Genomic DNA, 13,728 nt, shown 5'->3' with positions numbered 1-13,728 from the left:
CAGGAGCGCGTGTGACTGATTCAGGTTGGGTTATCTACAAACGGTTGTTGGGTTATGTAAAGCCGCATTGGCGTGCCTTTGGGCTGGCGGTGATTGGGTTTGTGGTCTATGCCGCGTCGAGTACCGCTCTGGCGGAAATGATGAAGCGTCTTATTGACGGCATTCAAAACCCAGACGCAGCCTTTCGGTTATTGCTGCCATTATTTGTGATTATTATGTTCTCTGCCCGAGGGTTGGGTACTTTTCTAAGCACTTATTTTATGGCCTATGTGGGCCGTTATGTCATTCATACTCTGCGCTGCGATGTGTTTGCCCATCTTCTCCATCTGCCCGGCCGGTTTTTTGACCACCACTCTAGCGGTCAACTGGTATCACGAGTGACCTATCATGTTGAGCAAGTCGCCGGGGCTGCCACCAAGGCGGTAACGATTATTCTTCGTGAAGGCCTGTTTGTGGTCGGGTTAGTGCTTTATCTACTCTGGACCAATTGGATGTTAACGCTGCTTTTTTTGGGCGTGACTCCGATTATTGCCGTGGTGGTGAGCTATGTTAGTAAACGCTTTAGGCGGATCTCCAAGCGCATTCAGCACTCTATGGGCGATGTCACCCATATTGCGTCGGAAGCGTTGTCTGGCTACAGAGTAGTACGCACCCATGGTGCTGAAAACTATGAAAAACAGCGCTTTGAGAAGGTGAGTGAAGAAAACCGTCGTCAAAGTATGAAAGAGGCGATGACACGAGCAGTCAGCTCTCCAGTGATTCTGATGCTCGTAGCCATTTCCATGGCCTTATTGGTATGGCTGGCAATGGCGCCTTCGTTAATGGCGAGTATGACGCCCGGGGAGTTTGTCGCCTTTATTACCGCTGCAGCACTCATGATTAAGCCGGTGCGTCAATTAACCGAAATTAATGGTGAAATCCAGAAAGGATTGGCGGCAGCAACAGAGCTTTTCGGGCTGCTTGATACAACGCCTGAGCAGGACAATGGCAAGCGCATCGCAAGCCGCTTAAGCGGCGAAGTGGTCATTGACCAAGTGAGCTTCCGCTATACCGACGAACAGCCCGACGTGCTGCATGATATCAACTTGCGCTTGGCGCCGGGTGAGTTGGTGGCGATAGTTGGCCGTTCGGGAAGTGGAAAATCCACTCTGGTCAGCCTGTTGCCGCGTTTCTACCGGCCTAGCCAAGGTCGTATCACCATTGATGGTATCAATATCGATGAGTATGCCCTGGGTCCGCTGCGCCAACAGATTGCATTAGTGTCACAGCAAGTGACGCTATTTAACGCCTCAATTGCCGATAACATTGCCTACGGGATCGCCAATCCTGATCTCGAGGCTGTTAAAGCGGCGGCTAAAGCTGCCTATGCGCATGAATTTATCGACAAGCTTCCCAATGGGTATGCCACTACCGTGGGCGAAAATGGTGTGATGCTCTCCGGCGGGCAACGCCAACGGCTGGCGATTGCACGAGCGATTTTTAAGGATGCGCCGCTATTGGTGCTGGATGAGGCTACTTCTGCGCTGGATACTGAATCCGAGCGCTATATTCAAAAAGCACTTGAGCGTGTCTGTGAAGGACGGACCACGCTGGTTATTGCCCACCGCTTATCTACTATTGAGCGGGCTGACAGGATTGTGGTGATGGACCAAGGGCGCATTATTGAAGAGGGTTCTCATCAGTCGCTGTTGGATGCCGGTGGCGCCTATGCGGCGCTATACCAGCTCCAGTTTCAAGAAGCGCTATGATCTGGTTAGAGCGAAACCTGTCAAACAGAGCGGAGGCAGAGAGAACTTTGTCAGCACGCTGGCTTAAAGGCGCTTATCAAGGCAGCCGCTGGCTGTTGCCGCTGAAACCCTTGGGTGCACTTTACCAATGGGTCATGGCGCGAAGAGAGCAGGCATACCGAAGCGGCAATAAAGCTATCTGGAAGGCGCCGGTGCCGGTTATCGTGGTGGGTAATATTACCCTCGGTGGCACAGGTAAATCGCCGCTGGTAGCGTGGTTGGCTCGTTGGTTGGTGGCGCAAGGCTGGTCGCCGGGTATCGTGACTCGCGGTTATGGCGGTAAAGCGTCCAGTTACCCACTATTTGTTACCGCCAGCACCAACGTGTCCGAAAGTGGCGATGAGCCGCTAATGCTGGCACAGCAGACGGGGTTACCCGTGGTGGCGGACCCCAAGCGTGTGCGCGGTGTTCAGGCGTTAGTAGAGATGGGGTGCAATATTATCCTCAGCGATGACGGCTTGCAGCACTTGGCGTTGTCCCGTGATATAGAATTGTTAGTCGTGGATGGTGCCCGAGGTCTTGGTAATGGACGTTGCTTACCTGCAGGGCCGCTAAGAGAGTCGCCTAGTCGGCTGCATCGAGTCGATGCCGTGGTCGTCAATGGCGATTTACAGCACGCGTTGCCTGTCGCTTCTGCTACATCTATGCAGTTAGCACCGCAGTGCTGGCGCCGCTTGAAAGATGGTGTGCGTTTTCCCCTTGTGCCACTGCCGTTTACGCTGCCGGTGCATGCAGTAGCGGGTATTGGAAACCCTGAGCGCTTTTTTCGCACGCTTTCTACATTGGGTATCAAGGGCGACTGGCATCCGCTCGCGGATCACCAGCAGTACGGTGCTGACGCGCTAAACTTTGCAGAGCCTCGCCCAGTGATTATGACCGCCAAAGACGCCGTTAAGTGTAACGCCCTGGCGCCGCCCGATAGCTGGGTACTAGAGGTAGAAGCGGCCCTTCCACCTGAATTTGAGTATTGGCTGGCAGCGCGGCTGTCAGCAATTTCCTAAAGGAGATACCGCATGGATAAGGAACTACTGGCAATGCTGGTTTGCCCGTTGTGTAACGGTAAGCTGAAATACGACCGCGAGGCTCAAGAACTGCGTTGTCACTACGATGGCTTAGCCTACCCCATTCAAGAGGGCATTCCTGTCATGTTGCCGGAAGAGGCCCGCGCGATGGATGCCGATGAAAAGCTGCCTAGCTCTCCGGGACGTTCACCAGGACGTTCTCCAGGTCACATCGGAGACACTTAATGGTTTTCCCCGACTCCATGGCGTCTGTTCCCACGGTGCCTGACTTTACGGTAGTCGTACCCGCGCGCTACGGCTCCACCCGGTTGCCCGGCAAGCCACTGCTTGAAATTGCTGGGGAGCCGATGGTCGCTCACGTATGGCGGCGCGCTTGTCAAAGCCACGCTAGCCGAGTCGTAGTGGCGACAGACGATAGCCGCATTCGTGATGCTATGTTGCCTTACGGCGCCGAAGTGATCATGACCCGAGATGATCACCCATCGGGCACTGACCGTTTAGCTGAAGTAGCCGACATTCTGACGTTGGCGAATGATGCGCTGTTGGTCAATGTCCAAGGCGATGAACCTCTGATCCCACCCGCCTTGATTGATCAAGTAGCCCTGCGCCTAGCCGATGATCCTGAGGCTTCGATAGCGACGCTAGCGGAACCTATCAATAACGTTGAAACATTGTTTAACCCCAACGTGGTCAAGGTGGTGCGCTCCCTGCAAGGTCGAGCGTTGTATTTCTCCCGTGCACCGATTCCTTGGGATCGCGAACAGTTCAAAGAGTCGCCCACGCTACTGGCGACCGATGCCTGGCTGAGACATATTGGTTTATATGCTTACAGGGCCGGTTTTCTGGCAGCCTACCGCGATTGGCCAGCCTCAAGCCTTGAGCAACTTGAGCAGCTTGAGCAATTGCGTGCATTACAGAATGGTCACGCTATTCAAGTGGCGTTGGCCTGCGAAGTAAATCCTGCCGGTGTAGACACCGCCGAGGATTTAGCGCGTGTGCGGACGCTACTTGCTCAGCCCAGTCGTTAAAGGACTCAAGGAGCGCCGCTGTGAAAGTGTTATTTGTATGTTTGGGAAATATTTGCCGCTCACCCACCGCCGAAGGTGTTTTCCGTCGCGCTGTCGAGCAAGCGGGGATGGCCGATGATATTGAGATAGACTCCTGTGGCGTTGGCAGCTGGCATGTGGGCAAAGCACCGGACGCACGAGCTCAACAGGCTGCATTATGTCGTGGTATCGATTTAAGCAGCCTATGTGCTCGTCAGCTAAGCGAGCAGGATTTTGCTGAGTATGATTACGTGCTGGGCATGGATCAGGATAATGTACGTGCCATTCGCGGCCTAAAACCCGCTAACAGCCAAGCCTACGTTGGTCTGTTTTTAGATTTTGCCGGTATGTCGGGTGCTGAGGTGCCGGATCCGTACTATGGCGGTGAAGAAGGTTTTGAAAACGTTTTGAATTTAATCGAAGCTGCATCAGCAGGGCTCGTTCAGCATCTTAAACGTGAGCGCTGAGGTGGCGGCTTTGAATCTGCAAACCGATGTTGATCTAGCGCTTGCTAACACACTGCGGCTACCCTGCAAAGCCGAGCATTTTGCGGCGCCAGCTACCTTATCAGCGCTGCGCGCTATACTCGCTCAGGCACGCCAGCAGGGATGGCCTACCACGATACTCGGCGGTGGCAGCAATGTACTGCTGCCTGATCACTTGCCGGGCTTGGTAGTGCGGCCAGCGTTGGATCAATGGTGGCTGACCGCTCAACAAAGATATTCAAAGGGCCATGTGTTTGTCCACGTGGGTGCTGGGGTCAATTGGCACGCTTTGGTAATGGCAACTGCTGATCGAGGACTATGGGGAATTGAGAATCTAGCATTGATTCCTGGTAGTTGCGGGGCTGCGCCGGTGCAAAATATAGGCGCCTATGGCGCTGAGCTTGCCGATACGCTGCAAGCGGTGCAGGTAATGGAGCTTGCAACAGGACGTGTCGATTGGCTTGACGCCCAGCAATGCAAGCTGGGGTACCGCGACAGTATCTTTAAACGCGAGCTGGCTGATAGGGTGGTGATCACCCAATTGGTGTTGCGTTTGTCGCGCACGCCAGCTCCGCAGCTCGGTTACGGTGATCTTGCTGAGCGACTAGCCAATTCACCTACACCGCTAGCAGTCGCCAACGCGGTATGTGCCATTCGGCGCGAGAAGCTGCCTGATCCTGAGTTGCTTGCCAATGCAGGGAGTTTTTTCAAGAACCCCCTGGTGGATGATCAGCAGGTGACGCGGCTGCTGCGTCGGTATCCCACGATGCCTCACTTTCCCCAGGGAAAAGGGCAAACAAAGCTGGCGGCGGGTTGGTTAATTGACCAGTGTGGCTTGAAAGGAATGCGGGATGGCGTCTTTGGTGTGCACCAGCATCAAGCGCTGGTGCTGGTACATTTTGGCGGTGGTGATCGCCATGGCTTGCTGAAAACAGCGAACTATATCGTTGACCAGGTTGCATCACGCTTTGGCGTTCGGCTGGAGCCCGAGCCGCGGTTAGTTAATCCGTAGCTATATTGGCCGCTTCTGCTGTTGTTTAAAATGCACCTGCTAAAAGACAAAATCCCCGCCTAAGCGGGGATTTTGCTATTCAACACATGCAACACACGTGCCCGAATTACTCTGAGTAGGTGTCTTGCTGTGCCTGCTTACGTTTCTCACGCGGGTCATTGTGGGCCCGGGTGCGACGCCGCCGCGGTTTAGGCGCGTCTTCAGTTACTGCGTCTTCAGCGGGCGTTTCACTGGCGATCGGCTGAGCGAGCTGAGGCGCTGCTTCGGTAGCAGGGGCTTCAGTCATTACTCGTTCGTCGCTACTCTTTTCAGTGCTTTTTTCTTCAGTACTATTCTCTTCAGTACTATTCAGTTCAACGCTACCTTCTTTAACGCTACTTTCTTCATCGTTACTCTTTTCGACGTTCTTTGGCTCATCGCCTTTTCCCGCTGCTTCTTGCTTCGGCTCGCTGTTGGAGGGCTCTTCAACTGAAGGAGTCGCGGCGACGCTCTTAGAATCGCTTGGGGTTGCTGGTTCCTGGTGAGCTTCTTGAGCGCTCGCGGGTGTTTCGGGCTGGCGCTCTTCGCTACTTTGATGCGTATCCTCAGTTTCCAAAGCAGCCGGAGAGGCGGCCTCATCGATACTCGCCGCAGGATCCACAATGTTGCCCGCAGGCGGCTCGATGGCTTCAGGTGTTACCGACTCGCTATCACTGGCTGGTGGTTGACTATCGGACACCTGATCAGTTGCTGCTGGCTCTGTCTTCGCTTCAGATAACAGAGTCTTAGTCTCGTTCTCTTCGGAATCAGCTTCAGTTGAGCCAGTGGTTGGCGTTTCCATTGGCTCATCGTTAGCTGTTGATTCCGGTTCGCGGGGCTTTGAAACGGCCTCTTTTTCCACGTCGGTGGCAACAGCTGTCTCCGGCGCTGCGTCTGGCGCTACTTTAGGATGACGGCGCTGATGCGTCGACTTACTTGCCTTTGCGTTGTCTGCCACAGGCCGGTCTGCCGTTGTGGCGTTGTCCGCTTTTTCAGACGTTTCTGTAGGGCTCGTTATGTCAGCACTGTTAGGTACTTTGGAATTTGGAGCTGCATCAGCAGACATTTCACCCGGCTGTGTTACCGCTTCTGGTGCTTCACTCGGTGCTTCGGCCTGCAATTTTAACTGCTCAGCTTCTGCCTGAGGATTGATAGCCTGGGTACGTGTGCGGTTACGGGGGTTGTTACGCGTACGCTTAGGCTTGCCGTCATCTTTGGTCTCAGTATGATTGACCGCTTCATTACGCTGATTGTCACGGCTGCTATCGCGGCGCGGTTCTTTTTGCGCTGCGTTTTTGCTCTCTTTTTCTTTCGCCGAGCTGTCTTTGCCAGCGTTATCTTTGGCAGGGCTGTCCGTCTGCATCTCTTTGCGAGGCGCTTTATTGGCCGGCTCTTGGCCATTGCTATCCTCTTGCTGAGGATGACGACGACGGTTACGGGTGCGGCTAGGGCCACTGCGTTTGTCGTTACTGTCCTCATTGGCGGCACGCTGAGCGGTAGTGCGCTGATCGCTCTTTTGCTCGGTTTTTTGCTCCGATCGAGCACTGTTGTCACTGCGTTCGTTACGGCTGGTGGTTTCGCCGCGCTCGCCACGTGACGGTTTCTGCCGCGACTCGCTGCTGCGCTGATTAGTTTTACGCTCGCTCGATTTGCGCGGCGCTGGGGTTTCTACTTTGCGCTCTGGCGTAGCTTCGGCACTACTTTCGTCGCTGCCTAGCAACTTGGCGAAGCCACGGATAAAGCGGCCGATGACGCTGGGTTGCTCGCTGCTCGCCGGTGTTGCTTTCGCCGCAGGCGCTGGGGACGCGGCAGGTGCTTTCTCTTCGGTTTGCAGCGATGCTGGTGCAGGCGCGTTGTGCGTAACGCTCTTAACGGCGGCTTCGGCCCGTTGAGCGGGAGGCACAAAGTTAGGTGTTGGTTCTTTGCCTACTTCCGTATCGGTGGAGAGTTCAAAGCTTGAAAGGCTTTGGGTATCATCTTCATCCAGATGATCGTCGCGCAAGCGCTGAACATCGTAGTGCGGCGTGTCCATATCAGGGTTGGGCAGCAGTACGACGCGCACACCCTGGCGAGATTCTAGATCCGCCAGCACGCTACGTTTTTCGTTCAGCAGGTAAGTCGCTACCGGTACCGGCAGGATGGCGCGGATCTGCGCGCTATTCTCTTTCATGGCCTCTTCTTCAATCAGGCGCATGATGGAGAGCGAGAGCGAACGCACATCGCGAATGGTGCCCTGGCCATTACAGCGGGGGCAGACCACGCCGCTGGTTTCACCCAGAGAGGGGCGTAGACGCTGGCGAGACATTTCCATCAAGCCAAAGCGTGAGATACGGCCAATTTGTACCCGAGCGCGATCCAATTTAAGCGCATCGCGCATGCGGTTTTCAACTTCACGCTGGTTGCGCGCTGGCCCCATGTCGATGAAGTCGATTACGACTAAGCCGCCGATATCGCGCAGGCGCAGCTGGCGTGCGATCTCATCGGCGGCTTCAGAGTTGGTTTGCAATGCCGTTTCTTCGATATCACTGCCGCGGGTGGCACGCGCGGAGTTGATATCGATAGAGACCAGGGCTTCCGTATGGTCAATCACGATCGAGCCGCCAGAAGGCAACTTCACTTCGCGCTGATAGGCGGTCTCAATTTGCGATTCGATCTGGAAGCGCGAGAACAGCGGGACTTCGTCCGCGTAAAGTTTGATCTTTTGCTGATAGGAGGGCATGACTTGGCGAATAAAGCCCAGTGCCTCAGCATGAATCTCAGGGCTATCAATCAATACCTCGCCGATGTCCTGGCGCAGGTAGTCGCGCATAGCGCGAATGATGACATTGGATTCACGATAGATCAGGAACGGAGCAGGGCGTTTGGCGGCTTCAGTGGTAATTGACTCCCACACTTGGACCAGATAATCCAAGTCCCACTGCAGTTCCTCTGGATTGCGACCAATACCTGCGGTGCGTACGATCAGGCCCATTTTGTCGGGTACGGTTAATTGACCCATGGCATCTTTGAGCTGACTGCGCTCGTCGCCTTCGATGCGACGCGAAATACCCCCCGCCCGCGGGTTGTTAGGCATCAATACCAAGAAGCGGCCCGCCAGACTGACAAAGGTGGTTAGCGCAGCGCCCTTATTGCCACGCTCTTCTTTGTCAACCTGAACGATGACTTCTTGGCCTTCCTTAAGTACTTCTCTAATGCTCGGACGTCCGGAAACGTCTTTGACAAAGTACTCTTTAGAGATCTCTTTGAGCGGCAAAAAACCGTGGCGGTCAGCGCCGTAATCGACAAACGCAGCTTCAAGAGAGGGCTCTACACGGGTGATTTTGCCGCGATAAATATTGGCTTTTTTCTGTTCTCGAGCGCCGGATTCGATATCTAGATCGTACAGGCGTTGTCCATCAACTAAGGCGACGCGCAGCTCTTCAGGCTGTGTCGCATTAATAAGCATCCGTTTCATGTTGTCTCGCATAGCGTTGCGTGCCGGCGAACTGCCTATGGGGTGACGTAGGCGAACCGCTGGGTGCTGCGTGCTTGTGCTCGGCGCATTGCAATGCTGACGCGTCAAGCCGGGAATGCGTCATCGCCAACCCGGCCAGTAAGGCGTTGAGTACGTGGCGGAGGCAGGACGTGTTCCGGTGATTGTCACATCCATCCGGCCCTGCTGACACCGCCGACACCTGGCATTCATCGATTCACCAACGCCGGCCACCGGCACAGCGTTGAACTTGTCGCCCGGAGTCAGCCAGCGCCTTGTGACGAGAAAGGAGGGGCTGCTCAGGGCGTGGCGTTGTTTCGTTACTGCCTGCCGTTGAGGGCCAGGCTTACTTACATCTGTCGGCATAAAACGGCCGGCAGAGTTACTGCATTTTTAAGATCAGATTTGGTGCTAAAAAAAACGGGCAATGCGTACACTGGTGCCGTTTTTCGTGTCCAGGCCTGCGTGTTAGTCGGGCAGGCGCATTAACCGAGCTCAGTGATGACGCTTTCTGCTACCGAATTTAACCGAGTAGCTAGTTATCAGCTAGTCGCTAACGCTAGACGAGAAAGCATTCTGCACTTGGCTGGTGGACGCTTTGGAATATAACAGTAAAGACAACGACCAGCAATTGACGCAATGCCCTTGGGTCTACGTTAGAATGCCGTTTTTAGGCTGGTGTCATCGAGCTACAGCAGGAGTAAGCGGTAATGTCCGAAGGGCGTGAAGTGCAGTGGGTGGATATCGCCCCGGAGCAGGCTGGACAGCGAATTGATAATTTTCTCATGACGCGCCTTAAAGGTGCGCCACGTGCGCTTATCTACCGCATTGTACGTAAAGGGGAGGTGCGCGTTAATAAAAAACGCGTGAAGGTCGATTATCGTTTACAGGCGGGAGACCTTGTGCGTGTCCCGCCGTTGCGCTTGGCGCCTCGTGAAGCGGTTAAAGAAGTCAGCGATAATTTGCGCGACCTGTTGGTGGGCAGCGTGATCATGGAAGGCCCGGACTGGATGGTGCTTAACAAGCCTTCTGGTCTGGCGGTGCACGGTGGTAGCGGGGTTAAAATTGGTTTGATCGAAGCGCTGCGTCAGGTGCGTGATGATTTGAGTTTTCTGGAGCTGGTTCACCGTCTTGATCGTGATACTTCGGGTTGTTTGTTACTGGCCAAATCTCGCGATGCGTTGGTGACACTCAATGAGTCGCTGAAAAAGCATGGTATGGATAAGCGTTATCTGGCCTTGGTGAGTGGGCGCTGGCCGGCGCGTAAAACCTACGAAAGCGCTCGCTTGGACCGTTTTGATGCGGGCAATGGCGAGCGGCGGGTAAGGGTCGACCCCAATGGCAAAGTGTCGCGCACTCATTTTTCGGTGGTTGAGACGTTTGAGAAAGTCACCTTGATCGAAGCCGAGCCAGTGACGGGACGCACCCACCAAATTCGTGTGCATGCGGCCCACGCGGGGCATGCGTTGTTGGGTGATGATAAATATGCCACCCGCGAGAGCGGTTTGCTCACCAAGCAGCTGGGGCTGGGGCGGCTGTTTCTGCATGCGCGTGCATTAACGTTTCCAGAGCCCGGTAATGGGCGTCCGGTAACTGTGAAAGCGCCACTGCCAGAAGCGCTTGAAGAAACCCTTAAGCGTGCTCGTCAATAAGCTGACGCGCCCTTCAGCAAGGAGCTGCCATGCAGTACGAACTGATTATATTTGATTGGGACGGAACCCTGATGGACTCCGTGCCGCGTATTGTATCGTGTATGCAAGCCGCGGCTCTGGAAGCCGAGTGGGGAGAGCTTTCAGCGGCTGAGGTGGAAGATATTATTGGCCTGGGGCTACCTGAAGCCATTGCCCAGCTTTGCCCAGGTATTTTGCCTGCTCAGGCCGAGCGCCTTCGTGAGAGTTACTCGCACCACTTTGTTACCGCGGATGCTACACCGATGCTGTTTTTTGCTGGGGTTGAGGCGCAGATTGCCCGTTTGCGTGGCCGTGAACAGCAGCGTTTGGCGGTAGCGACCGGCAAAAGTCGCCGTGGTCTTGACCGCATTTTTGCTGAGACCGACAGCGGTGCATGGTTTCACGCCAGCCGTACCGCCGATGAAACCCGCTCGAAGCCCCATCCGCAAATGCTTTCGGAGCTGTTGGCCGAGCTAGAGGTGCCCGTCGAACGAGCCGTTATGGTCGGCGATACGGAGTATGATCTGGAAATGGCCCGCGCCATTGGTATGGATCGCGTTGGCGTCACTTATGGCGTACATACGCCGGAGCGTTTGGCGCGCAGCCAGCCCAAATGGATTGCCCATAGCATCGATGAGCTTTTTGATCGGTTGTACGGTGAGTAGCCAGTGTTTACTTAAGGACATTTTATGAGTGACGACCTAACCCGCCCCGATGACACAGGCGACGGGCGTGCAGAACCAACCCGTGATAGTCGTAATAAGGGAGAGGATCGCTGGACCCAAGGGCCAGAAGTCCCCCCTGGTAAACGCGCCAACCAGGTGCCGGGCGCGCCTGACGATGATGCTGAAACCCTGCGCGAACGACAGCGACTAGCGCAGTTGGAGATGATGGATCACTGGATAGGAGGCGTATTAACCGAGCAGCGCCGCAGCCGACGCTGGAAACTGTTTTTCCGGCTAACAGTGCTCGCTATTGTGTTGGTGACGCTGTTTGCCACTCTGTATAGCCTGTTTTGGGACTCTCCGAGTGTTTCCCCGCCCGCTCAGCGTCACTTGGGAATTGTTGAAGTTAATGGAGTGATTGCCAGTGATTCACCGGCCAACGCTGAGCGCATTATCAAAGGGCTAAATCGAGCCTGGGAGGCGGAGAGTGCAGCCGCTGTGGTGTTGCACATTAACAGCCCCGGCGGTAGTCCAGTGCAGTCTCAGCGTATCTATGCAGAAATTATGCGTCTGCGTGAGCAGGGCGATAAACCGATTATTGCCGTGATCGAGGATATCGGTGCCAGCGGTGCTTATTATATTGCCGCAGCAGCAGACGAGATTGTAGCGTCGCCGGTAAGCCTGGTGGGTTCTATTGGCGTCATTTACGCTGGTTTCGGCTTTGAGGAGGCTATTGAGCGCATTGGCGTTGAGCGCCGCGTGCTTACGGCAGGGGAGAATAAGGCCTTTCTTGACCCATTCCAGCCGCTGGATGAAGAGGCGGAGCAGTTTTGGCAGAGCGTGCTCAGCCAAACCCATCGCCAATTTATTGAAGACGTGCGCGCAGGGCGGGGAGAAAGGCTCAGCGACAGTCCAGATATTTTTTCGGGTCTGGTCTGGAATGGTGAGCAGAGTATTGAGCTAGGCTTGGTTGATCAGTTAGGCAGCCTTGAGCAAGTGTCTCGCAATCAAGTGGGTAACACCGATTGGCAGGATTATACGCCCAGTCTTGATCCGTTTGATCGCCTGACGCGTCGTTTTTCACAGGTCGTCGCTGAGGTGTTGGGCGTGAGTACACCCAATACCCCGCTTCGCTATTAGGCTCGATTGAGTTAGCGTGCGCCAAGCGGGTCAAAGCCCGCTTGGCGTAGCATGTCGCAGAGCGCAATCAACGGAAGCCCAATCAGGGCATTAGGGTCGCGGCCTTCAAGCTTTTCAAACAGCGCAATGCCTAACCCCTCCATTCGAAAACTGCCTGAGCTGTCTAGCGGCTGCTCTTTTGCGACATAGTTTTCGATTTCTTGTGTGCTCAAGTTGCGAAATACCACCTCAAAAGGCTCTACATGGACATGGTGACGCTGATGACGTGTATCTAGCAGCGCTAGGCCGGTTAGAAAGGTGACGCGCTGGCCAGAAAAGCGGGTCAGGTTGGTGCGGGCCTTGGCTTCCGTATGTGGTTTGCCAAGAATCTCGCCTTCGAAAACCGCAACCTGATCGGAGCCTATGATGCAGTGATGAGGAAAGTGCGGTGCAACGGCGTTGGCCTTGCTAAGCGCAAGCCGGTGCACCAGCGCGTGGGGCGTTTCGCCATTGTGAGGCGTTTCATCAATATCAGGCGAATGGCACTGATAAGGAAGTTGCAGGCGATCCAACAGCTCGCGCCGCCAGCGCGAGCTGGAAGCAAGTATCAGCTCGGTCGGTGATGTCTGGGCGCTCGGCGGCTCGGCCATTGAGGATGAGGTCACAATTAACTCCTGGCTGCATGGTTTTTCTAAGGCAACGTTGTGCTTGTGCAACATTACGCAAATGCGATTTCAAGGCATTAGAGTGTAGCGAAAGCAGGCAGAGGTGCCTACATTGACGGATTGTTGAGGTCTACGTAGGTTATTTATTGAAGAAGGTGTGAAGAATTATAACGACGGCTTTGACACCAGCAGGGGGAGTGCCTATCATTGCGCGCCTATGTTGACCTCACAACTCCCCAGTCGGGTTGAGCCTTATAAGCTTGCAGCCCGCCACGAACGAATCGAAGGCTTGGTAGCGCTTGATAAGCTACCACGTCTTGCTGAAGAAGCGGGTCTCCAAACCGGCGACTGCCATGTCGTGCTCGAGTTTGGCGTCGATGCTCAAGGCCGTCGTGAAATTCGTGGCCACTTGCAAGCGACATTGGCGCTCGCCTGTCGTCGCTGTCTGGTGCCGCTGCCTCAAGAGGTAAGCAGTGACTTTTTGCTTGGAATGGTCACTGATGAAGCCTTAGCGGCCGAGTTGCCTGCTAGTCATGAACCGGTGCTGGTGGAAAAGGAACAGCTGGACCTACTGACAGTGGTTGAGGATGAATTAATCCTTAGCCTGCCACAGGTGGTCTATCACGATGAAGCCGAATGTCATGTCTCGGCGGAGCAGCTGGTCAGCAAAACAGAAGGCGCGGCGTCAGAAACAACGCCAGCGACGAACCCTTTCGCGGTGCTCAATGTCTTGAAAGGCAAAAAATAAGCACCCTTTACCTTAAATA

12 protein-coding genes are annotated in these 13,728 nt (G+C 54.8%); 10 read left to right on the top strand and 2 right to left on the bottom strand.

Annotated elements, in window-relative coordinates:
* Nucleotides 1-11 precede the first annotated feature (11 nt).
* From msbA to murB, 6 genes are read left to right on the top strand one after another with little or no spacing between them, the layout of a single operon-like run.
* The gene (msbA, locus tag ACUVOF_RS21225) at nt 12-1,748 is read left to right on the top strand and encodes a lipid A export permease/ATP-binding protein MsbA (protein ID WP_447046215.1); all 1,737 of its coding nucleotides are present in this window, start codon (nt 12-14) and stop codon (nt 1,746-1,748) included.
* Nucleotides 1,745-2,788 carry a tetraacyldisaccharide 4'-kinase gene (gene lpxK, locus ACUVOF_RS21220; protein ID WP_447046214.1) on the top strand — a complete coding sequence of 348 codons (1,044 nt, stop codon included), beginning with the start codon at nt 1,745-1,747 and terminating at the stop codon, nt 2,786-2,788. Before msbA ends, lpxK begins: the two co-directional genes overlap by 4 nt.
* Before the next feature lie 12 nt (nt 2,789-2,800).
* Entirely contained in the window at nt 2,801-3,034 is a 234-nt protein-coding gene (locus tag ACUVOF_RS21215; protein ID WP_447046213.1) for a Trm112 family protein, read from the top strand.
* Nucleotides 3,034-3,837 carry a 3-deoxy-manno-octulosonate cytidylyltransferase gene (gene kdsB / locus ACUVOF_RS21210; RefSeq protein WP_447046212.1) on the top strand — a complete coding sequence of 268 codons (804 nt, stop codon included), beginning with the start codon at nt 3,034-3,036 and terminating at the stop codon, nt 3,835-3,837. The genes ACUVOF_RS21215 and kdsB overlap by 1 nt, the downstream gene beginning before the upstream one ends.
* A gap of 20 nt (nt 3,838-3,857) precedes the next feature.
* Nucleotides 3,858-4,322, top strand: a complete 465-nt coding sequence (locus ACUVOF_RS21205; RefSeq protein WP_447046211.1) for a low molecular weight protein-tyrosine-phosphatase — start codon at nt 3,858-3,860, stop codon at nt 4,320-4,322.
* Between the two features lie 10 nt (nt 4,323-4,332).
* Entirely contained in the window at nt 4,333-5,352 is a 1,020-nt protein-coding gene (gene murB, locus ACUVOF_RS21200) for a UDP-N-acetylmuramate dehydrogenase (protein ID WP_447046210.1), read from the top strand.
* Between the two features lie 106 nt (nt 5,353-5,458).
* On the opposite strand, the gene rne is transcribed toward murB, so the two are convergent.
* A complete protein-coding gene (gene rne / locus ACUVOF_RS21195; protein WP_447046209.1) occupies nt 5,459-8,824 on the bottom strand; it encodes a ribonuclease E in 3,366 nt (1,121 codons plus the stop codon).
* 728 nt (nt 8,825-9,552) lie between these two features.
* Between rne and ACUVOF_RS21190 the strand changes: the two genes are divergently transcribed.
* From ACUVOF_RS21190 to sppA, 3 genes are read left to right on the top strand one after another with little or no spacing between them, the layout of a single operon-like run.
* A complete protein-coding gene (locus ACUVOF_RS21190; protein ID WP_447046208.1) occupies nt 9,553-10,494 on the top strand; it encodes an RluA family pseudouridine synthase in 942 nt (313 codons plus the stop codon).
* A 29-nt stretch (nt 10,495-10,523) separates the two neighbouring features.
* The gene (locus ACUVOF_RS21185; RefSeq protein WP_447046207.1) at nt 10,524-11,177 is read left to right on the top strand and encodes an HAD family hydrolase; all 654 of its coding nucleotides are present in this window, start codon (nt 10,524-10,526) and stop codon (nt 11,175-11,177) included.
* Nucleotides 11,178-11,201: 24 nt separating this feature from the next.
* The gene (gene sppA, locus ACUVOF_RS21180; RefSeq protein WP_447046206.1) at nt 11,202-12,317 is read left to right on the top strand and encodes a signal peptide peptidase SppA; all 1,116 of its coding nucleotides are present in this window, start codon (nt 11,202-11,204) and stop codon (nt 12,315-12,317) included.
* A gap of 11 nt (nt 12,318-12,328) precedes the next feature.
* On the opposite strand, the gene ACUVOF_RS21175 is transcribed toward sppA, so the two are convergent.
* Complete coding sequence (locus tag ACUVOF_RS21175; RefSeq protein WP_447046243.1) at nt 12,329-12,946, bottom strand: Maf family protein; 618 nt, start codon at nt 12,944-12,946, stop codon at nt 12,329-12,331.
* A 232-nt stretch (nt 12,947-13,178) separates the two neighbouring features.
* Between ACUVOF_RS21175 and ACUVOF_RS21170 the strand changes: the two genes are divergently transcribed.
* The gene (locus ACUVOF_RS21170) at nt 13,179-13,709 is read left to right on the top strand and encodes a YceD family protein (protein WP_447046205.1); all 531 of its coding nucleotides are present in this window, start codon (nt 13,179-13,181) and stop codon (nt 13,707-13,709) included.
* Nucleotides 13,710-13,728 lie beyond the last annotated feature (19 nt).

This window comes from Vreelandella sp. H-I2, from assembly GCF_052959335.1.
The sequence above is the reverse complement of the archived record's forward strand: the minus strand, read 5'-3'. Positions and strand labels throughout refer to the sequence as shown.